Source organism: Nocardia sp. NPDC060255, assembly GCF_042727395.1.
Taxonomy (GTDB): domain Bacteria; phylum Actinomycetota; class Actinomycetes; order Mycobacteriales; family Mycobacteriaceae; genus Nocardia.
This window is the reverse complement of sequence record NZ_JBHXAU010000007.1, coordinates 112,285-135,260: the sequence shown is the minus strand read 5'-3', so window position 1 is coordinate 135,260 and position 22,976 is coordinate 112,285. Positions and strand designations below refer to the sequence as shown.

24 protein-coding genes are annotated in these 22,976 nt (G+C 66.3%); 11 read left to right on the top strand and 13 right to left on the bottom strand.

The genetic code is table 11. The features are described from left to right. Positions 1–2 precede the first annotated feature (2 nt). Both ACFWF1_RS15990 and ACFWF1_RS15985 read left to right on the top strand, forming a co-directional pair. Complete coding sequence (locus ACFWF1_RS15990) at positions 3–530, top strand: GNAT family N-acetyltransferase (protein WP_379282717.1); 528 nt, start codon at positions 3–5, stop codon at positions 528–530. 60 nt (positions 531–590) lie between these two features. Further along, complete coding sequence (locus ACFWF1_RS15985) at positions 591–950, top strand: iron chaperone (RefSeq protein WP_379282716.1); 360 nt, start codon at positions 591–593, stop codon at positions 948–950. A 46-nt stretch (positions 951–996) separates the two neighbouring features. Here the strand turns inward: ACFWF1_RS15985 and ACFWF1_RS15980 are convergent, their stop codons facing one another. From ACFWF1_RS15980 to ACFWF1_RS15970, 3 genes are all read right to left on the bottom strand, one after another. Further along, complete coding sequence (locus ACFWF1_RS15980) at positions 997–2,127, bottom strand: NDMA-dependent alcohol dehydrogenase (RefSeq protein WP_379282715.1); 1,131 nt, start codon at positions 2,125–2,127, stop codon at positions 997–999. Between the two features lie 145 nt (positions 2,128–2,272). Then, positions 2,273–2,803 carry a DinB family protein gene (locus tag ACFWF1_RS15975; RefSeq protein WP_379282714.1) on the bottom strand — a complete coding sequence of 177 codons (531 nt, stop codon included), beginning with the start codon at positions 2,801–2,803 and terminating at the stop codon, positions 2,273–2,275. 71 nt (positions 2,804–2,874) lie between these two features. Continuing rightward, positions 2,875–3,939 carry a phosphotransferase family protein gene (locus ACFWF1_RS15970; RefSeq protein ID WP_379282713.1) on the bottom strand — a complete coding sequence of 355 codons (1,065 nt, stop codon included), beginning with the start codon at positions 3,937–3,939 and terminating at the stop codon, positions 2,875–2,877. Between the two features lie 80 nt (positions 3,940–4,019). Between ACFWF1_RS15970 and pabB the strand changes: the two genes are divergently transcribed. Both pabB and ACFWF1_RS15960 read left to right on the top strand, forming a co-directional pair. Further along, positions 4,020–6,269: an aminodeoxychorismate synthase component I gene (gene pabB / locus ACFWF1_RS15965; protein ID WP_379282712.1), complete on the top strand. Its 2,250-nt coding sequence runs from the start codon at positions 4,020–4,022 to the stop codon at positions 6,267–6,269. A gap of 113 nt (positions 6,270–6,382) precedes the next feature. After that, positions 6,383–8,176 carry a TerD family protein gene (locus tag ACFWF1_RS15960; protein ID WP_379282711.1) on the top strand — a complete coding sequence of 598 codons (1,794 nt, stop codon included), beginning with the start codon at positions 6,383–6,385 and terminating at the stop codon, positions 8,174–8,176. 29 nt (positions 8,177–8,205) lie between these two features. Here the strand turns inward: ACFWF1_RS15960 and ACFWF1_RS15955 are convergent, their stop codons facing one another. The 5 genes from ACFWF1_RS15955 to ACFWF1_RS15935 all read right to left on the bottom strand — a co-directional run bounded on the left by ACFWF1_RS15955 (position 8,206) and on the right by ACFWF1_RS15935 (position 12,303). Beyond that, positions 8,206–8,934, bottom strand: coding sequence for a TetR/AcrR family transcriptional regulator (locus ACFWF1_RS15955; protein WP_379282710.1), 729 nt, complete (start codon positions 8,932–8,934; stop codon positions 8,206–8,208). A gap of 8 nt (positions 8,935–8,942) precedes the next feature. Beyond that, positions 8,943–10,172: a cytochrome P450 gene (locus ACFWF1_RS15950; RefSeq protein ID WP_379282902.1), complete on the bottom strand. Its 1,230-nt coding sequence runs from the start codon at positions 10,170–10,172 to the stop codon at positions 8,943–8,945. A 120-nt stretch (positions 10,173–10,292) separates the two neighbouring features. Continuing rightward, positions 10,293–10,547: a hypothetical protein gene (locus tag ACFWF1_RS15945; RefSeq protein WP_379282708.1), complete on the bottom strand. Its 255-nt coding sequence runs from the start codon at positions 10,545–10,547 to the stop codon at positions 10,293–10,295. Continuing rightward, entirely contained in the window at positions 10,514–11,926 is a 1,413-nt protein-coding gene (locus ACFWF1_RS15940; protein WP_379282707.1) for a DUF1254 domain-containing protein, read from the bottom strand. The genes ACFWF1_RS15945 and ACFWF1_RS15940 overlap by 34 nt, the downstream gene beginning before the upstream one ends. Positions 11,927–12,009: 83 nt before the next feature. Next, positions 12,010–12,303, bottom strand: coding sequence for a hypothetical protein (locus ACFWF1_RS15935; RefSeq protein ID WP_357382603.1), 294 nt, complete (start codon positions 12,301–12,303; stop codon positions 12,010–12,012). 432 nt (positions 12,304–12,735) lie between these two features. Here ACFWF1_RS15935 and ACFWF1_RS15930 point away from each other — a divergent pair, with 432 nt between their 5' ends. After that, positions 12,736–13,014 carry a hypothetical protein gene (locus ACFWF1_RS15930; RefSeq protein WP_040733125.1) on the top strand — a complete coding sequence of 93 codons (279 nt, stop codon included), beginning with the start codon at positions 12,736–12,738 and terminating at the stop codon, positions 13,012–13,014. Between the two features lie 113 nt (positions 13,015–13,127). On the opposite strand, the gene ACFWF1_RS15925 is transcribed toward ACFWF1_RS15930, so the two are convergent. Then, the gene (locus tag ACFWF1_RS15925; RefSeq protein ID WP_379282706.1) at positions 13,128–14,432 is read right to left on the bottom strand and encodes a carotenoid oxygenase family protein; all 1,305 of its coding nucleotides are present in this window, start codon (positions 14,430–14,432) and stop codon (positions 13,128–13,130) included. Between the two features lie 26 nt (positions 14,433–14,458). Next, the gene (locus tag ACFWF1_RS15920; RefSeq protein WP_379282704.1) at positions 14,459–15,055 is read right to left on the bottom strand and encodes a hypothetical protein; all 597 of its coding nucleotides are present in this window, start codon (positions 15,053–15,055) and stop codon (positions 14,459–14,461) included. Positions 15,056–15,112: 57 nt separating this feature from the next. On the opposite strand from ACFWF1_RS15920, the gene ACFWF1_RS15915 reads away from it, so the two are divergent. Beyond that, positions 15,113–15,631 (top strand): PadR family transcriptional regulator, encoded by a 519-nt coding sequence (locus ACFWF1_RS15915; protein ID WP_379282703.1) that lies wholly within the window; start codon positions 15,113–15,115, stop codon positions 15,629–15,631. A gap of 2 nt (positions 15,632–15,633) precedes the next feature. On the opposite strand, the gene ACFWF1_RS15910 is transcribed toward ACFWF1_RS15915, so the two are convergent. Further along, a complete protein-coding gene (locus ACFWF1_RS15910; RefSeq protein ID WP_379282702.1) occupies positions 15,634–16,884 on the bottom strand; it encodes a VWA domain-containing protein in 1,251 nt (416 codons plus the stop codon). Positions 16,885–17,023: 139 nt separating this feature from the next. Between ACFWF1_RS15910 and ACFWF1_RS15905 the strand changes: the two genes are divergently transcribed. Continuing rightward, a complete protein-coding gene (locus ACFWF1_RS15905) occupies positions 17,024–18,400 on the top strand; it encodes an MFS transporter (RefSeq protein WP_379282701.1) in 1,377 nt (458 codons plus the stop codon). Continuing rightward, the gene (locus ACFWF1_RS15900) at positions 18,390–18,809 is read left to right on the top strand and encodes a MarR family winged helix-turn-helix transcriptional regulator (protein ID WP_379282700.1); all 420 of its coding nucleotides are present in this window, start codon (positions 18,390–18,392) and stop codon (positions 18,807–18,809) included. Before ACFWF1_RS15905 ends, ACFWF1_RS15900 begins: the two co-directional genes overlap by 11 nt. Positions 18,810–18,821: 12 nt before the next feature. On the opposite strand, the gene ACFWF1_RS15895 is transcribed toward ACFWF1_RS15900, so the two are convergent. Further along, the gene (locus ACFWF1_RS15895; protein WP_379282699.1) at positions 18,822–19,505 is read right to left on the bottom strand and encodes a hypothetical protein; all 684 of its coding nucleotides are present in this window, start codon (positions 19,503–19,505) and stop codon (positions 18,822–18,824) included. Positions 19,506–19,665: 160 nt separating this feature from the next. Beyond that, complete coding sequence (locus ACFWF1_RS15890; protein ID WP_379282698.1) at positions 19,666–19,839, bottom strand: CsbD family protein; 174 nt, start codon at positions 19,837–19,839, stop codon at positions 19,666–19,668. A gap of 228 nt (positions 19,840–20,067) precedes the next feature. On the opposite strand from ACFWF1_RS15890, the gene ACFWF1_RS15885 reads away from it, so the two are divergent. The 3 genes from ACFWF1_RS15885 to ACFWF1_RS15875 all read left to right on the top strand — a co-directional run bounded on the left by ACFWF1_RS15885 (position 20,068) and on the right by ACFWF1_RS15875 (position 22,970). Next, positions 20,068–20,400 carry a hypothetical protein gene (locus tag ACFWF1_RS15885; protein ID WP_379282697.1) on the top strand — a complete coding sequence of 111 codons (333 nt, stop codon included), beginning with the start codon at positions 20,068–20,070 and terminating at the stop codon, positions 20,398–20,400. An 81-nt stretch (positions 20,401–20,481) separates the two neighbouring features. Further along, positions 20,482–21,069 (top strand): chemotaxis protein CheB, encoded by a 588-nt coding sequence (locus tag ACFWF1_RS15880; RefSeq protein ID WP_379282696.1) that lies wholly within the window; start codon positions 20,482–20,484, stop codon positions 21,067–21,069. After that, positions 21,066–22,970, top strand: a complete 1,905-nt coding sequence (locus ACFWF1_RS15875; protein ID WP_379282695.1) for a CheR family methyltransferase — start codon at positions 21,066–21,068, stop codon at positions 22,968–22,970. Before ACFWF1_RS15880 ends, ACFWF1_RS15875 begins: the two co-directional genes overlap by 4 nt. Positions 22,971–22,976: the final 6 nt, after the last annotated feature.

Genomic DNA, 22,976 nt, shown 5'->3' with positions numbered 1-22,976 from the left:
CGGTGTCTGTTCCTGACTTGTGGACGGTGGCCCCAGAAGACTTCGACTCCCCCGGTGCCGCGATGCTGTGGCGCGCCTATTACACCGAAGTCAGCGACCGTTGGTATCTGCTGCGTGAAGGGCGGGCGACTGATCGGGCGGAACTCGAGCGTGCGATCGCGGCGGCGACGGGGGCCGAATTCGCGCCGCCGCGCGGGGTATTGCTGGTTGCCAGGTATGCGGGTGAACCTGTCGGTACGGCCGGGGTCCATCTGCTCGATGACGCGACTGCGGAGTTGGGCCGGGTATTCGTCCTTGCGGACATGCGTGGAAAGGGTGGTGCGGCACTTCTCGTCGCGGCCGCCGAGCAGCAGGCGCGCATCCTTGGCGCGGACAAGATCGTGCTCGATACCCGGCTCGATCTTGTCGAGGCCAGGGCGCTGTATGCCCGGCTCGGGTACGAGGAGTCGACGCCGCACAACAACGAGATGTATGCGGAGTGCTGGTACAGCAAGAAGCTTCAGCAGCGGGCCCGGTCCTGCTTACACTGACGATGGCTCCACCATTTTCAGCGCTTCGATCGATACCAGAACACGGAATCGAGGGACCTCGTGGCAGAGCAGCCCGCAACCATCGACACCTACATCGCCGCGTTTCCCGAAGACGTGCGCGGCATCCTCGAGGAAATCCGGCACACCATCCAGCGCGCCCTGCCGGACGCGACGGAGGCGATCAGCTACGACATTCCGACCTTCGCGGTGAACGGCCACAACACCGTCCACTTCGCCGGTTGGAAGAAGCACATCAGCCTCTACCCGATCCCGGACGGCGACAAGGCCTTCAACCGCGCCGTCGAACCGTACCGGGCAGGCAAGGGAACGCTGAAGTTCCCGCTGACCAAACCCATCCCCTACGACCTGATCGCCCAGGTCGCGACAACCTTGGCCACCCGCCTGGTGGCCAAGACATAAAAACAGCGCTCGTGACCCAGCTCGGCCGGGTCACGAACACGCTTATTCACCAGTCGGCTTCGGTGTACTTGATGATGCCGCGGATATTTTTGCCGTCCAGCATGTCCTGGTAGCCCTGGTTGATCTCCTCCAGGGCGTAGCTGCGGGTCACCATGTCGTCGAGGTTGAGCTGGCCCGCCTTGTACAGCCGGAGCAGGTTCGGCGCGTCCTGGCGGGCGTTGCCGCCGCCGAAGATGGTGCCCTTCACGGTCTTCTGCAGCATGGACAGCAGGAAGCTGTTCATCTTGACGTCGCCCGCGTCCATCCGGCCCATCGAGGTGACGACCAGCGTGCCCGCCTTCGCGGTGAGGATCAGGCCCTCTTCGACGTAGTCACCGTGCATCTCGCCCATGGTGAGAATGACCTTCTCGGCCATCCGTCCCTCGGTGGCTTCCAGCAGCGGCATGATCGCGGCGGCCATGCTCTCGTAGGTGTGCGTGGCGCCGAACTTCTGCGCCTGCTCGCGCTTCCACGGATTCGGGTCGATGGCAACGACTTTCGACGCACCGGAGAGCACCGCGCCCTGCAGCGCGCTCATGCCGACGCCGCCGATGCCCGCGATCACCACGGTCTCACCGGGCGCGACCTGCGCGACGTGGGTGGCCGAGCCGAAGCCGGTGGGCACGCCACAGCCGACCAGGCAGGCGACCTCGAACGGGATGCTCGGGTCGATCTTCACGACCGAGGTGTGGTGCACCGTCATGTACGGCGCGAAGGTGCCGAGCAGGCACATCGGGATGACGTTCTCGCCGCGCGCCTGGATCCGATAGGTGCCGTCGCTGATCGCCTGTCCCATCAGCAGTCCCGCACCCAGATCGCACAGCGCCATATTGCCGCTCACGCAGGACGGACAGCGCCCGCACGCGGGAATGAACGACAGGATGACATGATCACCCACCGCCAGATCGGTGGGACAGTTCGGCCCAAGCTTGGTGATCACGCCCGCGCCCTCGTGCCCGCCCATCACCGGGAAGGCGGGCATCGGCGTCGCGCCGGTGACGATGTGATGATCCGAATGGCACATGCCCGCTGTCTCCAGCCGGATCTGCACCTCACCGGAGACCGGATCGCCGACCTCGATCTCTTCTACCGACCATGGTTGGTCGATCCCCCACAGGATCGCGCCCTTCGTCTTCATTCCTGTCGACCCTCTCGCATGCACGTGCTTATATGTGACTGCACCCACACTAAGGCAAAAGTGGAACGCGTTCTAGTACCGAGTTGAAAATTCAGCGGTACCGGCGATCGAGGGCCCGGAACACGTTCTAGTCCTGGCTCGAATATCAACCGCGCACGTCATGCACGTGGTGGACCAGGTCGTGAATGAAGTAGCGCGCGAAGGAGTCGACCGTGAAGGTCGCGCCGTCGCTGCGCTCACCTTGTCGGTCGCGCTGATCGAGCGGAACAGACTCGAAGGTGCGCGCGACCGAGTCGGCGGCGGCAGTGAGATCGGTGGCGACCCGAGCCGGATCCTGCTCGCCGTAGCGATCCGTCACGGCAGTCTCGTCCTGATCCCAATTCGCGAAGCGCGGAACAGTGCCATCCGTCGTGCCGCGCAGCATCAGTTCGAGGCGGGTATCGAAGAGGCGGCACACGTCGCGGACGTGCGCGCCGTACTCCAGCGGCGACCAGGTCGAGTCGTCCGGGCGGACCCGGGCATCGGGACGGGCGAGCACCTCGGCGAATCGCGACGCAGTGTCACGCGCCAGTGGCGGCACATCCTCGTAGCGGACCGCGGCGGGGTCGAAACCACAATCGGCACAGGCGCGTTCGAGCACCCAGGTCCAGTTCTTCACATCAGGAACGATCGGCATGCGGCAAACTTAACCTGGCCGAATATCGGCAACCACAGATATTCAGCCAACCGTCGGCAACATCCCGACAATTACTCCATCAACTGCTGCGCCCGCTCGAACAACTCCAGCGTGATGGCGTGCAGGAAGTCACCGACCTGCTTAGGCGCCTTACCCGCGAACGCCCGGGCGTGCGTGCCTTCCAGCACGATGCCGAGCTTGAAACAGGCGAGCACGGTGTACCACGGGACGACGCTGAGATCGCGATCGGAGAACTTGCCGTAGTGGGCCACCATCTCCTCCGGCGTGGGCAGCCCGCCCGCGGCACCGAGCTTGCCGACCAGCGCCGCGCCGGTGCTGCCCGGCTCCGGCCTGGTCGCGATCTGCCAGCCGAGATCCAGCAGCGGATCGCCGATGGTCGACATCTCCCAGTCGACCATGGCCGCGACCTCCGGGCCGTCGAAGGAGAACATCATGTTCGCGAGATGACAGTCGCCGTGCAGGATGCCCGGCGTCCACTGCGCGGGCCGATTGCGGTCCAGCCACTCGCCGGTCCGCTCGACGCCGGGGATCTGCGGGCCGGGGTAGCCCTCGTTGGCCGAGTACGACTCGAGTTCGCCGAGCCAGCGCGGCACCTGGCGCTCCAGGAAGCCGTCGGGCTTGCCGTAGTCGGACAGTCCGAGGGCCTGATAGTCGAGCGCGCCGAGCCGCGCGATGGCCTCGACCGCGGACAGGCCCATCGCCTTGCGGATCGCCGGATCGCCCGCGTGCAGTTCCGGCAGTTCGTTGGCCGGATTGAAGCCGTCGATCGGCTCCATCAGATAGAACACCGCGCCGATCACCGAGTCGTCGGGACAGGCGGCGATCACCCGCGGCGCGCGCACATCGGTGCCGTTGATCGCGCCGAGCAGGCGAGCCTCGCGCCGGATCACGTCGTTGCTCTTGCTGCGCAGATGCTTCGGGCCGCGGCGCAGCACATAGTCCGCGCCGCCGCGACCGAACCGGAGCATGACGTTCTGCGTCCCGCCGCCGAGCGCGGTCACTTCCTCGAATTCGCCTGCGGGCAGGCCCTGCTCATCCATCCACTTGCCGACGAGGGCGAAGTCGACGACTGCACGATCCACGCCAACCGGTTGCGCAACAGACATGCCCAACATTGTGCACCACCCGTCGAACCGAACTGAGGGCACTAGACAACAGTTAGGCCCAACCGGCGCGGCGTAGGGTTTCGAGCACCATGCGCACGTTGTTGATCGACAATTACGACTCGTTCACCTATAACCTGTATCAGCTGATCAGCGAGGTGAACGGCATCGAGCCGACTGTCGTGCGCAACGACGAGGTCGGCGAGCTGGAATTGGCCCGCTTCGACAACATCGTCATCTCGCCCGGACCGGGCCGCCCGGACGTCGCTCGCGATGTCGGCATCTCGGCCGCGGTGATTCGCGAGACGGATCTGCCGTTGCTCGGCGTATGCCTCGGACACCAGGGCATCGTGGTCGCCGCGGGCGGGACCGTCGCGATCGCCCCGGACGCGCGGCACGGCTACCTCGACCGGATCGAGCACGACGATCAGGACCTGTTCGCCGGCCTGCCCCAGGGCTTCACCGCAGTCCGATATCACTCGCTGTGCGCCGAGCAGCCGCTGCCGGACAGCCTGGAGGTCACCGCGACGGCCGCCGACGGGGTGATCATGGGGGTGCGGCATCGCACCCGGCCGCAGTGGGGCGTGCAGTTCCATCCCGAGTCGATCGCCAGCGAATACGGCGCCGCGCTGCTGCGCAACTTCGCGAAACTGACTGCCGGACACCGGGCGACCGGCCGGGCGATGGCATCAGCGCGACCGGACCAGGTGACCATGCGGCTCCGGCCGGTCACCATCGCCTCGCCGGACAGCGCGCAATCTCGTTTGGAGACAACACAATCCACGCTGTCCCCCGAGCAATTCCCGGCCCTTGTCGAGCAATTCGGCGCGCTGGGCAACGGTCTACTCAGCGGCGCAGCCGGTTCGGCACGACCGGAGATCCTCGATCGCTACGGCGGCCCGCCCCGACACTGGCAACTGCAGCACGCCGTGCTCGACCGGCCGATCGATACCGAGAGCGCGTTCGTCCGGCTGTACGGCAACTCCCCCACCGCTTTCTGGCTCGACAGCGAACACGTCGAGCCGGGCCTCGACCGATTCTCGTTCCTGGGTGACGCGAGCGGACCGCTGGCCGAGGTGGTGCGCTACCGGGTCGGCACGGGCGAGGTGACCGTCGAATCCTCGGACGGGAATCGGCGCGTGATCGCCGGTGGCGTGCTCGACTATCTGGCCGCCGAACTGCGGCTGCGCCACCTCGAACTGCCCGATCTGCCTTTCGATTTCGCGGGCGGGTACGTCGGGTACCTCGGTTACGAGGTGAAGGCCGATACCGGCGGCCAGGCGGCCCATCGCGCGCCGGCACCGGACGCGCAATGGATCTTCGCCGACCGGATCGTGGTGGTCGACCACGTCGGCGGCCGCACGCACCTGCTGTCGCTGACGGATTCGACGGCCGACTCGCTGCGCGCGGGCGCCGACTGGCTGCGCGACACCGGCGAAACCCTGGAAACCCTTCCGACATGGGCGAATCCACCCACCCTCGACGTGCCGTCGGACGGCGACGCGGTCGAACCGCTGCTCACTCGCGGCCGGGAACGCTACCTCGCCGACATCGCGGTCTGCCAGGAACGGCTGCACGCGGGCGAGTCCTACGAAATCTGCCTCACCGACAGCGTCACCGTGCCCGCCGTCGAGGACGGCGGCCTCGACTTCTATCGCACGCTGCGCCGCTGCAATCCGGCGCCGTACGCGGCGTTCCTGCGCTTCGACGACCTCGAAATCGCCTGTTCCTCACCGGAACGCTTCCTGAAGATCGACCGCAGCCACACGGTGGAGAGCAAGCCGATCAAGGGCACCGCCGCGCGCGGCGGCACGCCCGCCGAGGACGAACGGCTGGCCCGCGAACTGGCCGACAGCCCGAAGACCAGGGCCGAGAACCTGATGATCGTCGACCTGCTGCGCAACGACCTGGGCCGGGTGTGCGAGATCGGCAGCGTGCACGTGCCCAAGCTGATGGCCATCGAGTCGTATATGACCATGCACCAACTGGTTTCCACGGTGCGCGGCACGCTGCGCCCCGGCGTCGGCGTGATCGACTGCCTGCGTGCGTGTTTCCCCGGCGGCTCGATGACCGGCGCGCCGAAGCTGCGCACCATGGAGATCATCGACGAGCTGGAGACCGAGGCGCGCGGCATCTATTCGGGCACCATCGGCTTCCTCGGGCTCGGCGGCACCGCCGACCTCAACATCGTCATCCGCACCGCGGTGCGCTACGACGGCCGCTGGCGGATCGGCGCGGGCGGCGCCATCGTGCTCGACTCCGACGCCGAGGACGAGTACCACGAGATGGTGCTCAAGGCCGCCGCCACCTTGCGCGCGGCGGCGGACCGCGTCGCCCGCTGAATCACTGCACGGCTGTATCACGGCAGGAAAACCCCGCTGACGGCGCGCGGCCCGCCGAGTAGCGGGGTCGGCCGAGTCGGCGTGTCGGAGGGTCGTGGCATAGTTCGAACACGATGAAACTCAGCAAAGGCGCCAATGCAGCGGTACCGACATCCCTTCTTGCCGTGGTTGTTTCGTGGCGGTCGGAACACACGGTAGACGCGCATGCCCTCTTGCTGGGCGAGTCGGGCACCGTGCGCACGGATCGCGATCTGGTGTTCTACAACGCCCCGCGCCATGTTTCCCAGGCGGTGACCCTGGATCAGGAGCCCGCGCCGCGGACCGCCCGACTGAGTGTCTCACTGCCGCGCACCGAGTCGGACGTGGACCGGATCCTGATCACGGGATCCATCGACGACGGCACCTTCGGCGACCTCACCGGCCTGTCCCTCACCATTCACGACGCGCACGGCCCGATGGCCGGGTTCGAGATCGAGGACGCCGACCCGGTCACCGCGCTGATGTTCGGCGAGTTCTACCGCAGGGACGGACAGTGGCGGTTCCGCGCCATCGCCCAGGGCTGGTCCACCGGATTGCCCGGGCTGATCACCGAATTCGGCGTCAGCATCGACGAGCGGCCGCGAACGCCGCACCCGGCGAACCCGTTCGGTGGACGCGCACCGCAGCCCCCGACACTGGAGCGCATTCCCGTCGACGGCGACTCGTTCGACCAAGACGCCCCGACGAATCCTCGGATGCAGCAGACGGATCTGCTCGACCAGCCCGCGACCCGCTCGCACCACCAGCGCCCGGTCGATCTCGCTCGACGCCTGGCCGACCCGATACCCGCGCCCGCACCGCCACCGAATCCCGAACTGGCCGACTGGCATTCGGACCCCGAGAACCCGGCCCGGCTGCGCTGGTGGGACGGCACCGAGTGGACCAGCGCCACCCACCATCGACATCAGCCCCGCGACCGGCACTGCGACCGCTGCGGAAACCTCCGCCGCCGCAAGATGTTCGGCGGCCTCGCACCGTGCCAGTCCTGCGAAGCGGAGATCGAGGAGTTCCTGACGCACTGGCACACCCAGGCGTGGCGGGTGCTCACCGCGCACGGGCCGCGCGGTCCCGAGTGGGCGTCGCTGTGGGCGTCGTTGCGATACCAGCGAATCGAGGAGAGCGCGGGCCGCGAGGCGTTGCGCGACGCGGGCCTCAGCTACGTGGAGCGGTTGGTCACCTTCACCTTCGCCGACGGCGAGGTCGAGCACGACGAGCTGGCCGCCTTCGAGCACGCCGTCACCGAACTGGCATTGGCCGGTCCATTGATCGAGGACCTCCGTCGTCGAATGCATCGCGGCCGCACCCTGTCCCGGCTGCGCGCGGGCGAGCTACCGGTGATCCGTACCCCGGGCCTGCACCTCGATCCCGAGGAGAAGGTGCATCTGGATCTGCCCGCGGTGCACGTCCGCCAGCTGGCCCGCGGCCCGCGGCTCACCGAGGGCCGGATGATCGTCAGCAACAAGAAGCTGCGTTTCGTCGGCGACGGCACGGGCACCGAATTGCTGTGGTCCCGCGTCGTTTCCGTGCATACCGAGCAGAACGCGGTGGTGCTCGCGGCGACCTCGTCGCGCGGCGGCGCCACCTTCACCGTCAGCGATCCGGACTACGTCGCCGCCGCGCTGGAGGGCGCGCTACGGGTGGCCAAGCGCCTGATCCTCACGCCGGGCCAGCTCGACACCCGCAGCATCCCGCAGGAGGTGAAAGCCGAGGTCTGGCAGCGCGACGGCGGCAAATGCGTCGAGTGCGGCGACAGCCACTACCTCGAGTTCGACCACATCATCCCGCTCAGCCGCGGCGGCGCCACCAGCGCCACCAACCTGCAGATCCTGTGCCGCGCCTGCAACCGCGCGAAAGGCGCGCGCATCTGACACAGCCGCACGGTTTCCGATGGTGCGGCTTACTCGGTGAGTAGGCCGACCGTCTGGCCGAGGTCGAGAAGCATGGCGTCGAAGAGGATCTCCGGGTTGGACAGCGGGATCGGATAGTTGCCGAAGACCTCGAGGGTGACGTGTCCGTACAGGCGCGCCCACAGCTGGATCATCAGGTACATCACGCCCAGGTCGAGCTTCTCCGCCGGGAATTTCTGCCCGGACTCCGACAGCGCCGCGAGCAGCTCGGTCTGGAAGTGCACCAGATCTTCGCGCAGCTCCGGCGGGATGACGTCGGTCGGTGGCGTGACGATGTCGTAGTTGGCCAGCAGCCGGCCCGCCGCCGCGAGGAAGATCCGCCCGAACGGCTCGTCGAAGCGGCGCAGCGCGCGGGCCTCACCGCCGCCGGGCGAGGCGAACACCAGGGTGAACTCCCTGGTGTGCGCCAATGCCCAGCGGCGGAAGCCCTTGCAGATGGCGAAGAACTGCACCACGCCGTCGTCGGGCAGGGTGGCGATCTCGGCGGACAACTCGTCGCCGAGATCGGCACAGAATTCCAGGCGTAGCCGTTCCAGCAGGTCATCCAGCGACCCGTAATAGCGGTACAGCGCGGGCGCGGTGATGCCGAGCTCGCGCGCGATCGCACGCAGGCTCACCGCTGCTTGTCCATGGTCGACAAGCAACGTCCTGGCCACCCGCCGGATCTCAGCGTCGGTCACGATCGGCGAGCGGCCCCGGGGTTTGCTAGGGGTACTCATCCTGTGATTCAAGCGTATTCGACATCCCACCGCTTGATGCCGTTCAACCAGCCGGAACGCAATCGCACAGGTTCTGAGACCTGACGCAGATTCGGCATCGCATCGGCGATGGCGTTGAACATCAGATCGATCTGCAACCGGGCCAGGTTCGCGCCGACGCAGTAGTGCGTGCCGGTACCGCCGAAACCGACGTGGGGGTTGGGGTTGCGCAGCACATCGAAGCTGAACGGATCCTGGAACGCTTCCTCGTCATAGTTGGCCGAGCCGTAGAACAGCCCGATCCGCTGGCCCTTCTTGATCTGCTGGCCGCCGAGCTCGAGGTCCTGGGTCGCGGTGCGCTGGAAGGCGTTCACCGGCGTGGCCCAGCGGACGATCTCGTCGGGCGCGGTGCGCGGCCGCTGCGCCTTGTACAGCTCCCACTGGTCCGGGTTGTCCACGAACGCCTTCATGCCGTGCGTGATCGAGTTGCGGGTGGTCTCGTTGCCGGCCACCGAGAGCAGGATGACGAAGAAGGCGAACTCGTCGGAGGCCAGGCCCTCGCCGTCGATATCGGCGTTGACCAGCTGGGTGACGATATCGTCGGCCGGGCACTTGCGCCGGTCCTCGGCCATGTTCCACGCGTAGCCCATCACCTCGGCGGTCGCCGCCTGGTGATCGCCCTCGAATTCGGGATCGTCGTAGGAGATCATCTGATTGGACCAGTCGAAGATCTTGCGGCGATCCTCCTGCGGGATGCCGATGAGCTCGGCGATGGCCTGCAGCGGCAGCTCGCAGGCGACCTGCTCGACGAAGTCACCGCGGCCGGTCTTCTTGGCGTCGTGCACGATCTTGGCGGCCCGCTCGGTGAGCGCGGCGCGCAGGCTCTCGATCGCGCGCGGCGTGAAGCCCTTCGAGATGATCCGGCGCACCTTGGTGTGCTTGGGCGGATCGAGGTTGATCAGCAGCATGTCGCTGAGCATGCCGATCTGTTCCGGCGTCACTTCCTCGTTGAACCGGATGATCGAGCCGTTCTCGTGCGAGGAGTACAGCTCGGGGTGCTTCGAGATCTCTTTGATGTGGTCGAGCTTGGACACGACCCAGTAGCCGCCGTCATCGAAGCCGCTGGCCCGGCCGGACTGCGCGCACCACCACACGGGGGCGGTGCGGCGCAGTTCGGCGAACTCCTGCACGGGCAGTCGGCTGGCGAGCATGTCGGGGTCGGTGAAATCGAATCCTGCGGGAATCGCGGGCGTGGTCACGGTCACGGGGCTATCTCCTACCGGTCTGGACTGCAGACCTCACAACGTTGTGTGGAACACGTTCCAGAAACGATGGAACCACAGAACCGGGGCTTGTGAACAGTGTTTAGTAAAACCCGTTTACTTGATTCCGAGGTCCGCGTAGCCCTGCCCCAGCTCTCGTTCGATTGCGCGTTCCAGCCGCCTGCAGCCGTCGCGGCACCCCAAGTTGCTTTCCAGTTGCTCGGTCGTCTCGTCTGCGTGGAAGGCGTCGACCGGATCACCGCCGTGCGCACGCGGATCCGACAGTGGGCCCATCACGTCGAGAAAGTCGCCGACGTGACATCCGGTGATCCACGCCCTCAGGGCACCGGCGTCAGTGGCGGTGGTTGCCAACGCCCTTGGATCGCTTCGTCTTTCGGCGCATACAACCGCAGGGTGAGCGAGAACTGCCCCGACTCGGGGATGGGCAGCCAGTTGCCCGGCGGGACCTCCGGGCCCGGGTCGGCCCGCTGCACCGCGAGGTCGATGGAGCCATCCGGATTGGGCACCACCGGGATCTGGTGGCCGATCGCGTAGATCCCCGCCGGGTTGGCCATCAGATAACTGTCGGCGTCGTAAGCGGTCAGCGACCAGAAGGCGTCGACCGGCGGCGTCTGCCCCGCCGGGAAGTGCAGCCGGAACCGGCCGGTGCTGCCGTTGGCGCCCGCCGTGGCGAACAGCGTCGGATAGATCGCGTCCCGAGGCAGGTTGGCGCCCAACCCTTTCCACGCGACGGCGGCCCGCTGCAGATAGTTGATGCCGTAGGTGCCGATATCGGGGTCGAAGGTCCAGCCGTTCTCGTTCACCGACTTCGGATCGAGGTAGACCGGAATCTGTTGCCGCGCTGTGGCTACCGCCGAGGACAGCTCGATGTCGGACAGGCCGACGACGCTGCCGCCCGGCGTGATGCCGATCGTGGCAAGGCGTTTCATGGCGGGCGCGTCGTCGGGGGCGGGCGGGTTGATCGCCAGCACCGCGCACAGTCGATCGAAGAAGGTCCGCGCGTCCATCTCGGCGACCTGCTCGGCGGGCGGGGTCGAATCCGCTTGCGGCGCAAGCGGAACGGCGGGCGCCGGTCGTCTCGCGGTCCAGTCGCTGAGCGACACCAGTTGCAACTGCTGTTGTAGCGCATGCACTGCGGGAAGGTCGCCCGCACCGTTGACCTGAATCCGGCCGAGCAGCCACACCGTCGGCGTGGGCATCGGCAAAGGAGTGACATCGTCCGGCAGCGTGCCGGACCAGCCGGGCCCGACGATGGCATAGGTGAACGGCGCACCCGACTTCGCCTGCGGCCGAACGCTGCTCGGGTCGTGCACGGTGTTCGTCCACGCGTCGAGCAACTGCATCAGCCAGTATCTGCCGCCGTCCATCACCGGCACCTGCAACACCATCGGCTCGGCTCGCAGGTCCAGCCACGCGGTCGAATACAGCGTGTCCAGGTTGAGCCGCACCACATCCCGGCGCGCGGGCGTCGGCAGCGCCGCGGCGTGCTGGAACCGATTGGCCGGCGTGGTCGCCTCGGCGGCCGCCCTGGTGACGTCCATCAGGACCAGCGGGAACCCGAAGATGTAGGCGTCCTTGGCGATCGCTTCAGCAGTGCTCGGAGCCGTGGTGACGGGACCGGACGACGCGTCGTCGGATCCGCACGCCGACAACCCGGCCGCGCACGCCGCCACCGTTGCCGCCACACCGAACATGGTCCGGCGCGACATTCCGCCGTCGGTCTCGCCCATAGGTTTTTCCCCTGCTTCCGATCCGATCGGACATTGCGAGAGATCCGCGCAGGAGTATAGCCAAGTATTTGCCGAGTGACGCCCTAAGTGCCCAGCACGGCGTTCATGATGGTGCCCGCACTTGTCGCGACCACACCACCGATCATCGCGCCCGCGATCATCTTCGGCGATTGCAGCGCGCCACCCTGCCACTTCTCCCAGGCGAACTTGCCGCCCGCGAAGATGATGGCGAGGATCCCGGAGAGCAGCGCGAACCAGGTGAGGTAGCGAACCATCTGTAACAGCTTGTCCGACAAGGGCGGCGCCTGCGGGGTCGGGTTACTCACCTGCGCCAGTGTCGTGAAGGTATCCCCGATCGACGTCAAAATGATGCTCACCGTCTACTCCCTACGCTCCACTACAACTTTGCCGCCGCCGAGCTGCCACGCGAAAGCTGTTAAACCACCGATGAATTCGATCTTGAATGAGGATACGGGCACGGCGGCGGTCCCGTGGCCACCGCGGGCAGAACCCCACGGCATCGACCACCATTGCTGGCCCTGCGAGCTCACGCTCGGCGGTATCACAAGCGGACTCGCCCCCAAGCGGTAGTAAGCGACAACCCGCCGACGGCTCCGGCGGTGCGCGGCGACCGGGTCTTCGAGCACCCCGCCCCACCCATCATCCCGACCGACAGCAACCCCGGCAAGGCCCCGGCGACGCCGAACTTCACTGCGCTGCACCGACCCGACTGCATTGCAGCGAACAAACCGATACCATCGCAGTCAGCGACTCTTGCCCTGTCCCGAATCCAGAATGAGCTGACCACGATGATCCTGCTCGCCGTGCACGACACACTGCTTGCTCAGATCGGCAACCCCAGCCCCGAGGCTCCGCCGGTCTCCGACAAGTTCCTCCAACTGGTCCGCTACTTCACCTGGTTCGTCCTGCTGGCTGGCATCACCGCCATCATCTACGCGGGCGGCAAGTTCGCGTGGGAGAAGTGGACCGGCGGCGGACTCGACTCCCCGAAGATGGTGGCGGGCGCCATGATCGGCGGTGTGGTCGCGACAAGCGCGGGCACAATTATGAACGCCGTCATCGGCTGACCACCCGCACCACGAGAACCCCACTCCCCCAACGCCTCCAGCTCGGCTGACGCTGCGCCGGACATCGGAAAGCCGCGGCGGTACCCAGCCCGCCGCGGCATCGTCCCGCCGCACTACTTGTCCGCGAGCCAACTTCCGTGGAACCCGAACGGGACACGCTGCGGCAGGTGGATGGTGGCCACCGGCGCGGCCGCCATATCGTCGGCATTCAGGATGGCGAGATCACTGCGGTCGGTTTCGGCGTGGTAGACGTAGGTCATGAGATAGCCGTGGCCGCCGGGATTCTGGTCGGCGGGCGCGAAGGCGGCCTCGCCGGGAATTCGGCCCGGACCGAATTCGTGCGAGGTCTGGCTGCCGGTGTGCAGGTCATAGCGCACGAGGGCGCCGGAATCGCCGGACACCGCAACATGTCCGAATCGCGCATCAAGACCGACCAGGCGATCATCCACCCGCGGGAACTCCGCGTTGCGATCGTCGAGCTGTTCCTCCGCGACGGTGCCGGTGACTAGATCGATGGTCCAGCGCCACAGGGTCGACTTGTCGAAGCCTTCCGACGTTCCACGCCACAACTCCGCGTAGCGCATCACGTACAGCACGATCTTGCCCGGCTCGTCGTAGGCGTTGAGCGAGTGGAAGACGTAGCAGGGGTCGATCGGGAACCAGCGGACCTCGCCGAACGGGTCGTCGCGGCGCAGCACGCCGAGCCGCGCCTGGTAGCTGTCGCTCCAGCGGAACGGCATGCCCTCGCCGGTCGCCGCGGCCGCCAAGTCGAAAACGACCGGCAGATCCATGAATACGACATGCTCGGCGGTGAGGTTGAAGTCGTGCTGCATCGTCGCGGCCGGCACGTCGATGGGACGACTGAGCAGCAGATTGCCGTCGGCGTCGGCGCGGTGGTAGGTCAGGAACGGCTCGCCGATCACCTCGTAACCGAAGAAGTGCAGCTCGCCGGTGACCGGGCAGGTCTTCGGATGCGCGGTCATCGCGGTGTGCAGCTTGCCGTCGAAATCGTAGGGGCCGACGGTATCCAGCTCGCAGGTCAATTCATACGGATAGGACGTCTCGACCAACGCCAGCGTGCGTCCCGCGTGCCGGATGACGTGGGTGTTGGCGACACCGGCCGCCAGATTCCGCTCGCCCGTTTCGCTATAGCTGCGCGCGCCGTCGGTGAAGGTCGAGGTGCGCACCCAGCGATTGCGGTAGGAGACGGCGCGGCCGTTCTCGATCCGCACTCCGTGCACCATGCCGTCGCCGGCGAACCAGTGCCGGGACGCGGCCTCGTGCGGGTTGGGGCCGTTGCGCAGGTACCAGCCGGTGAGCTCGGGCGGGATCTGCCCGGTGACGGCGAGATCGAGGGCGGTCAGTTCGTCGGTGACGGGTGCGTAGTTGCCGGTGAGGTGCGGGACAGCAGTAGTCATGGGAGACAACCGTTCTGGTCGAGAGGTCAGGCTTCGGCGGCGGTGCGCGCCTTGGACTGGATGTAGGCGACGTAGCGGATGGTGAAGACCACCGGGATCACGAAGGCCAAGACCTGCGCGATGGTCCGCGGGGTCGAATCGGCATGCGCCAGCGCCGCCAGCACGACGCAGCCGATGACGAAGCTCGCCGCCCAGACCGAGGTGAGCACGTAGCTGGTGCGGATGAACACCGGGTTGTCCCAGAGTTCTTGCGGGGTGGTCTGTTTCGCGATACCGAGAGTGAACGGCTTGCGCAGCGCCAGCGAGACGAGGGCGATCAGCGCGAGCACGCCCGAGGAGAGCGCGGGGCTGTAGGGATGCAGGGCGGTGTTCGGGTCGGCGAAGGCGAGCACCGTGAGTGCCGCGAAGAAGACCAGTGAGCCGATCTCGATCATCAAGGCGTCGAGGGTGCGGCCCGCGCGCAGCTGGCGGGCCACCTCGACCACCGACATGATCAGCGCGATCAGCGCCGCCCACTGCCAATGCGCGGAGGGGATTATCGCGTAGACGATCCATGGGGCGAAAGTGCGCAGGTACGACATGTCCGAAAGCTCCTCATTGCCGCGACATTCCAGTTGTGACATGTCAAAACTAGAGACTCCATGTTCGACCTGTCAAGAGTGGAATGTAGAGTGGGGGCCATGAGTCTCCGTTACGCCATGCTCGGATTGCTGGCCGACCGCCCGGCCAGCGGTTACGACCTGCTGCAACGGTTCAAGGTCTCGCTGGCCAATGTCTGGTCCGCGACACAGAGCCAGATCTATACCGAGCTGGCCAAACTCGCCGAGGCCGAACTGATCGCCGTGTCCGACGAAGGCCCGCGCGGCCGCAAGGAATACACGATCACCGACGCCGGACTGGCCGAGTTGCGACACTGGCTCACCGACACCAGGCCGAAGCGGGTGATCCGCAACGAGACGCTGCTGCGTGTCTTCTTCCTCGGCGCGGTCTCCCAGGCCGAGGCGGTCGACTACCTGGACGGCATCGCGACCAGGTCCGGCAAGAATCGAGTGGAGCTAGCAGCGCTCAACGAATCGGTCGACTGGGATGACAACGACTTCTCCAGGTACGGCCGCATCGCGATGGAGTGGGGGCAACGCTTCTTCGCGATGAACGAGGAATGGGCCAAGTGGGCGGTGGAGCAGGTCCCCGAGGACTGAGCTCAGCGCAGGACGCCCGCCGCTTTGGCCGCGCGCAACCACTCGGGGAACTCGCCGAGCAACCGCGCGTACAGCTCGCCGTCATCGACCTTGTCGATGTCGTCGAGCGCGAAAAAGCCTGCGTTGTCAACGATTCGGCCGGTCATCTCGTCGAGTGAGCGCAGAAGACCGTAGTTGGCGCGGCCGAGCCCGATGAACTGCCAGAAGGCAGGCAGCTGTGCCGCCTCGCGCATCAGCGCGGCGATCTCGCGCTTGTTCGCGAAGCCACCATCGGTGAAGAACAGCACCAGGGTCGGCCCGTCGCCGGGGCGCAGCGAGGCCATGATGTCGCGCATGATCGGCAATTCGTCGTTGCGGCCGCCGATTCGGCTGTAGTCGATGCCCGCGTGCGTGCCGCTGAGGTGCAGATAGGTCTGCGCCCATTCGTCGCCGTGCGCGACGGTGATGTCGGGTAGCTTGGCGAACGAGTGGGCGTAGAGGTAGGCCTCGAGTGCCCCGTTGTCGTCGAGTTGAGTCGCCACCGGAATCATCCGCTGCACCACGCGATGCACCACCTCGGTGCGGTACTGCTTCAGCATGCTGCCGGTCTTGTCGATCACCAGCACTATGCGTGCACGAATTCCCCAGGCGTCCTTGCTGATCAGCACCTTGGCGACTTCGCGCTTACGCATATCCAGCTTTTCGCGCTTCTCGAACGAGAGGGCTACCTCGCCGGGCACGGTCCGCACCTGAAGTTCCGCTGCGGGTTCCGGCGGTGCGGGCGTATCGTCCACGCGCACACCGTGATCGGTGACGAGCGCCGCGAATCCGCCCGCGTACCCCTGCCCTACCGCCCGGACCTTCCACTCGGCACCGCGCCGATACAACTCGAGCGCGATCACCACGGACTCACTACCGAGCCCCTCGATCCGATACTCGTACAACACATTCCCGGCCGGATCGGCCACCGTCGCCACCGGCGCGGCGAACTGCCCGAATGTAGCGTTCGAATCGTCCAACGTGATCACCGCCCGCAGCTGCGCGATCTCCGCAGGCACCTCGGCCAGCGAAACCTCCAGCGCCGCACCGGCACCCAGCACGATACCGGGCGCGGCCGGCTGATTGAAAAACACGAAGTCAGCGTCCGAGCGCACCTTGCCCGCCCCGGTCACCAGCAACGCCGACACATCTACCGCCGCCTCGGACCGCACCGACAGCACGACCTTCGGTTGCGCCAGCACGCCGTTCTGCCCTTTGACGAGTGCAGCGACCACCGAGACTCCCTAGAACGGACCGACGAACCGTAGTCAGGGTAGGACAGTCGCTACTCGATCGCCGAGCCTTCCGGCCACCCCGATGCGAGCACGGTCACAGCCCTTGCGCTGGTAATAGTTGTGAAGTCACAATAGTTGTGTGAATACAACTGTCCAGGAGATGACCGCGCGGCGTAAGACGCTCGTGCTGGCCACCTGTTGTCTGAGCCTGCTGATCGTTTCCATGGACTCGACCATCGTGAATGTCGCGATACCGAGCATTCAGTCCGATCTGCACGCGCCGCTACCCCGGCTGCAGTGGATCGTCGACGTCTACACGCTCACCCTGGCCAGCCTGCTGATGCTGGCCGGCGCCACGGCGGACCGGTTCGGGCGGCGCCGGGTGTTCCGGATCGGGCTGGTCACCTTCGCGGTCGGTTCGCTGCTGTGCAGCCTCGCGCCGTCCATCGAGATCCTGATCGGCGCCAGGTTCCTGCAGGCCATCGGCGGTTCGATGCTCAATCCGGTCGCGATGTCGATCATCACCACCGTCTTCACCGGACGGGTGGAACGCGCTCGGGCGATCGGCGTCTGGGGCGCGGTGGTCGGCATCTCGATGGCACTCGGGCCGACCGTCGGCGGCGTGCTGATCGACGCGTTCGGCTGGGCGTCGGTGTTCTGGATCAACCTGCCGATCTGCCTGCTCGCGCTGGTGATGACGGTGCTGTTCGTGCCGGAATCGAAGTCGGCGACGGTGCGCGGCATCGACCCGATCGGGCAGCTGCTCGCGGTGGTGTTCCTGTTCGCCACGGTCTTCGGGCTGATCGAACGCAGGCCGGTGATCTTCGTGGTGTCGGCGCTCGCGCTCGCCGCGTTCGTCTATTACGAGTCGCGCCGCGTTGACCCCTTCATCGATCTGCGGTTCTTCCGCAGCGTGCCGTTCGCCTCGGCGACGGTGATCGCCATCTTCTCCTTCGCCGCGCTCGGCGCGTTCCTGTTCAGCTGCTCGCTGTATCTGCAGCAGGTCAGGCACTATTCGGCGGTGCACACCGGCCTGCTGTACCTGGCCATGGCCATCGCGATGGTGATCGTCTCGCCGCTGTCGGGCCGGCTGGTCGGCCGGGTCGGGACCAAGCCGTCGCTGATCGTGGCGGGTGTGATGATGACCGTCGCCGCCGTCATGCTCACCACGCTGGATCCGAATACTCCGGTGTGGCAGCTGGTGATCATGTTCGCGATCTTCGGCATCGGCTTCGGCACGGTGAACGCGCCCATCACCACCACGGCGGTGAGCGGGATGCCACTGGATCGGGCGGGCGCCGCGTCGGCGGTGGCCTCGACCAGCCGTCAGGTGGGCGTGAGCATCGGTGTCGCGCTGTGCGGCGCGCTGGCCGGCGCGGGACTGTGGTGGGTGATCGCGGTGCTGACCGCCGGTGTCGCCATACTCGGCATAGTCGCGAATACGCCGTGGGCCAAGCGGTCGAGCGACCGTGTCGCCCCACTGCTGGAACAGAAGGTGCCCGTCCATGCCGGATGACAACCCCACACCCGACGAGGTGTGGGCCCTGCTCACCCGAGTCGTGATGTACTCCCGCGACCCGTGGCGGCGCGCCGCGGTCGAGCGAACGGGTTTGCCGTTCAGCCGGATTCGCGTGCTGCGCCGACTGCGGGCCGCGCCGTTGACCGTGAAAGAGCTGGCGCACGCCGCGGCGATCGACGCACCGGCCGCCACGGTCGCGGTCAACGATCTCGAGGAGCAGGGTTACGTCGTCCGGGAGGTCGATCCGACCAACCGCCGCAAGAAGCTGGTGTCCATCACCACGGCCGGTCGCGCCGTGCTCGCCAAGGCGCTGGCGACGCCGGATCCCGCGCCGGACTCGGTCAACGCCCTGCCCGCCGACGACCTGCGGGCGCTACGCGACATCCTGAGCAGGATCGAGCATTGAGCCGGGAACCCTTCAGGCGCTGACGAACTCACGATCCCCGTACTGCACGCTGCCCGCATCCCAGGTGCCACCGAGGCCGGCCACGAACTGTTGCGCCAACGCCATATCGGCGAGATCGACCACGAGAATCAGCGTGTTCGCCTCGGTGACCGACCCACCGACGAGCCGTTCGCGGGCCACCGGGTCGGCGACCAGACCATCGCGGAACCGTCGCACATCGACCCCCGCGATGGCCACCGTAAACGCGTCCACCCCAGGGGAATTCGCGGCGAGCCGTTGGAAGGTGAGCACCGATTCCTGATGGAACTGCCCGCGCACCTGGTCGGCGATCTGCCGCAGATCGGCGCTGTCGACACAGGCCAGATGGAACTCGCGGGACCGCTCATAGGTCGCCTGCTGCCGGTCGTCGGACCAGAACACGCCGCTGACCAACGTCGAGCCGACTGGTAATCCGATGTGCTGCAACGCGATACCGTCGACGGCCAGCTCGAACCCGTCCAGCCGGGTGCGCAGCCGCTGATCTTCCGGGTCGGTGATCGTCGCGGTGTTGTCGGTCGCGAACAGTTCCGCGGTGGGCTGCAACGGATTTCCCGTCGCACATGCCACCGGTCCCGCCGCGGCGGGCCCCACTCCCCCCAATAGTCCTGCACTGACGAACACCGACGCAACAACAGCCACCATCCGTGCCGCGATCATCCCGATCCTCCCGAGTCACCGATCTACGCGATAGACCACTGCACCCTATCGCCGGACTCGCCATCAAGACCTCGGTTCGCTGGACGGACCGCGGGACGCGGACGAGCGGGCGGCGCCCGATGGGCGCGCACCCGCTCGACTGCAGTGACCGGACTATCGGTCAGCTACGGAAGGCATCCTTGACCTTCTCGCCCGCGTCCTTGAGGTTGGACTTGACCTGGTCGGCCTTGCCCTCGTTCTTCAGGTCCTGGTCGTCGGTGGCGTGACCGAACTTCTCCTTCGCCTGGCCGGCGAGTTCTTCAGCCTTGTTCTTGGCCTTGTCAGCTGTGCTCACTGTCTAACCCCTTTCCGATTGGGTCCGACCGACCTGCCTTTATCGGGCCAGTCGTGTGCCGGATAACCGGCTTGCGGGGATGCAAACACGCACGGGCCGTCACCGGTACCGTCGGTAACCCGTACTCACGCCCCCCACCTGGGGTTTCGGCGTACAGTTCGAGGTGAAAATCCCTCCCGAGTCCAACAGCGTGGCTCTGGCGTGCACGCGACCGAACCCGGAGGAATCATGACTCTCGTTTCCCGTGACGAACTCGTCCAGCACGCGACCTCGCGCCCGCCGCCGGAGCCCGCAGCCACGCAGTCGGCCGACACCGCGGAGTTCACCGAATTGGGCGACCGACTGGTCCGAAAACTGTTCGATACCGGCCTGCGGCTCGACACCATCCGCATGGCGTTCGATCAGGACGGGCTGACGACCGCAGAACTCGACGAGCACCGCGCCGCCATCGTCGACATCCTCGCCAATCTCGATTCGATGATCCGCACGACTGGCCTGGCGATGCTCAGCCTGACCGCCGCCGCCCCGATGGCCGAACTGCGCCGCAAAAGGCGGCGCTAGCCGCGCCGCGGCTACCGTTGGGTCGGTATCCGCCATCGCGTTACGCTGATCCTGTGCATTTCACGGCTGGTCCGCGCGACCATGACCACGGATGACCAATACGCCGTCGTCGCCATAGCCTCGTCGGCGGGCGGTATCACCGCGCTCTTCAAGGTCCTCGGCGCCCTTCCGGCCACGTTGCGGGTGCCTGTTCTCGTCGTTCAGCACCTCGACCCGCGGCACAAGACCGTGCTGGCCGAATTGCTGTCGCGGCGAACCGAATTGCGCGTGAAGCTGGCGGAGGCGGGCGAAACCGTCGAGGCGGGCACCGTGTACATCGCGCCGCCGAATTACCACCTGCTGGTGGAGCCGCACGGGGTCCTCGCGCTGTCCAGCAGCGAGCTCGTCCACTTTGTCCGTCCCTCCGCCGACCTGCTGTTCGAATCGGTGGCAGGTGAGTACGGTCCACGCGCGATCGTCTGTGTGCTGACCGGCTCCGGCAGCGACGGCGCGACGGGCGTGCGCGCCGTCAAGTCACGGGGCGGCACCGTGGTCGCGCAGGATCCCGCCGAAGCGGAATTCAAGGGCATGCCGGGTGCCGCCGTATCCACCGGCGACGTGGATCTCGTTGTGCCACTTGACGAGATCGCCGGTGTGATTCGCGGCCTCGTGATAGCGAGCGCATCGTGACCGAACCGAGCGAGGAGATCATGGCGGCCTCTGGTGCAGACCTCGACACCGGCGACCCGGCACTAGAAGAGCTGTTGCTCTTCATTCGCGATTCACGCGGCTTCGACTTCACCGGCTACAAGCGCTCGTCGCTGACCAGGCGGATCCGCAAGCGGATGCACGAGGTACAGATCACCGGCTATCTCGACTACCGCGATCTGCTGGAAAGCAACGCGGACGAATTCCGCCAGTTGTTCAACACCATCCTGATCAATGTCACCAGCTTCTTCCGCGACGTGGAGGCCTGGCAATACCTACAGCGCGAAGTGCTGCCGGAGCTGATCGCGAATACCAAGCCGGACAGTGAGATCCGGATCTGGAGCGCGGGCTGCTCCAGCGGCCAGGAAACCTATACGCTGGCCATCGCGTTCGCCGAGGTGCTCGGTCTGGCGGAGTGCGCGAACCGGGTCAAGATCTACGGCACCGACGTCGACGAGGAAGCGCTGCGCGAGGCACGGGCCGGTGTCTATCCGGCGAAGGCCCTCAGCCATCTGTCCGAGGAGCTGCGGGATCGGTACTTCGAGCCGATCGGCGACAGGTTCGCCTTCCGGTCCGACCTGCGCCGCCGGGTGATCTTCGGCAGGCACGACATCACCCGCGATGCGCCCATCTCCCGCCTCGATCTGCTGGTGTGTCGAAACACGTTGATGTACTTCAACGCCGAGACGCAATCGCTCATCCTGGACCGGTTCCGCTTCGCGTTGCGGGAGGGCGCGTTCCTGGTTCTCGGCAAGGCGGAGCTGTTGCTGTCCGAGGGTGAGCGGTTCTCGGTGACAAGCATGCGCCAGCGCGTCTTCCGGCGCCGGATCGGCGATGTCAGGCCGCCGCGGCAGCCGATCGCGGCGCGGATCAATGTCGACCTCGGCCAGGAGGTGCAGGGCCTGGTCCGGAAACGCCAGCTCGGCGAGCTCGCCGTGGAGACAGCGCCGTTCGGGGTGCTCGGCCTCGACGTCGACGGCAAGGTCGCCATCCTCAATCATCTGATGCGCAGCCAATTCGGCTTGACGCCGAACGATATCGGCAGGCCGCTGAGTGAGCTGGAAATCTCCTACCGGCCGGTCGAATTGCGGTCGCTGATCGAGCAGGCCGTATCCGAACGCCGCAGCATCAGGGTCAGCGCGGCGGAACGCCAGCTCGGCCTGGACGAACCCCAGTATTTCGACGTGGATATCCAGCCGCAGTGGGGCAGCGATGGCTCGGACGTCGGGGTCGTGGTCAGCTTCATCGATACGACGGTGCCCACTCGGCTCTCGCTCGAGGTGAAGGGCAAGCGGGAGGAGCTCGAGACCGCATACGAAGAACTGCAATCGACCAACGAAGAACTCGAAACCACCAACGAAGAACTCCAATCCAGCATCGAGGAATTGGAAACCACGAACGAAGAACTGCAATCGACCAACGAGGAACTCGAAACCACCAACGAAGAACTCCAGTCGACCAACGAAGAACTCGAAACGATGAACGACGAAATGCGGATCCGCACCGACGAATTGAACGAGACCCGGACGTTCCTCGAAGGCGTCTTGTCCAGCGTCGCGGCCGGCGTGGTGGTGCTCGACGAACAGTTGCGGGTCAGGAGCTGGAACCGGGGGGCGGAGGAAATGTGGGGGCTCCGTTTCGATGAGGTCAGGCATCAGGTATTCTTCACGCTGGAATTCGGGCTGCCTACCCGGCTGCTGCACGAATGCATCCAGGCTTGCCTCAAAGCGGTACGCCGCGGCACACCGGTGGAGATACCGGCCGTCAACCGTATCGGGCGTTCGATCATCTGTGCGGTGACCTGCTCGCCGCTGGACGGCAGCAGGGACGGCGTAGTGCTGCTCATGGAAGAAGTTCCGTCGGCGAACATACAGGCCCATTAACCCTGC

Coding starts and splice junctions, on each gene's coding strand:
- ACFWF1_RS15955 (WP_379282710.1), bottom strand. CDS start 8,934: ATGAGTACCCCTAGCAAACCCCGGGGCCGCTCGCCGATCGTGACCGAC.
- ACFWF1_RS15880 (WP_379282696.1), top strand. CDS start 20,482: ATGACCACGGATGACCAATACGCCGTCGTCGCCATAGCCTCGTCGGCG.
- ACFWF1_RS15900 (WP_379282700.1), top strand. CDS start 18,390: ATGCCGGATGACAACCCCACACCCGACGAGGTGTGGGCCCTGCTCACC.
- ACFWF1_RS15930 (WP_040733125.1), top strand. CDS start 12,736: ATGATCCTGCTCGCCGTGCACGACACACTGCTTGCTCAGATCGGCAAC.
- ACFWF1_RS15915 (WP_379282703.1), top strand. CDS start 15,113: ATGAGTCTCCGTTACGCCATGCTCGGATTGCTGGCCGACCGCCCGGCC.
- pabB (WP_379282712.1), top strand. CDS start 4,020: ATGCGCACGTTGTTGATCGACAATTACGACTCGTTCACCTATAACCTG.
- ACFWF1_RS15970 (WP_379282713.1), bottom strand. CDS start 3,939: ATGTTGGGCATGTCTGTTGCGCAACCGGTTGGCGTGGATCGTGCAGTC.
- ACFWF1_RS15975 (WP_379282714.1), bottom strand. CDS start 2,803: ATGCCGATCGTTCCTGATGTGAAGAACTGGACCTGGGTGCTCGAACGC.
- ACFWF1_RS15885 (WP_379282697.1), top strand. CDS start 20,068: ATGACTCTCGTTTCCCGTGACGAACTCGTCCAGCACGCGACCTCGCGC.
- ACFWF1_RS15940 (WP_379282707.1), bottom strand. CDS start 11,926: ATGGGCGAGACCGACGGCGGAATGTCGCGCCGGACCATGTTCGGTGTG.
- ACFWF1_RS15895 (WP_379282699.1), bottom strand. CDS start 19,505: ATGATCGCGGCACGGATGGTGGCTGTTGTTGCGTCGGTGTTCGTCAGT.
- ACFWF1_RS15920 (WP_379282704.1), bottom strand. CDS start 15,055: ATGTCACAACTGGAATGTCGCGGCAATGAGGAGCTTTCGGACATGTCG.
- ACFWF1_RS15960 (WP_379282711.1), top strand. CDS start 6,383: ATGAAACTCAGCAAAGGCGCCAATGCAGCGGTACCGACATCCCTTCTT.
- ACFWF1_RS15925 (WP_379282706.1), bottom strand. CDS start 14,432: ATGACTACTGCTGTCCCGCACCTCACCGGCAACTACGCACCCGTCACC.
- ACFWF1_RS15980 (WP_379282715.1), bottom strand. CDS start 2,127: ATGAAGACGAAGGGCGCGATCCTGTGGGGGATCGACCAACCATGGTCG.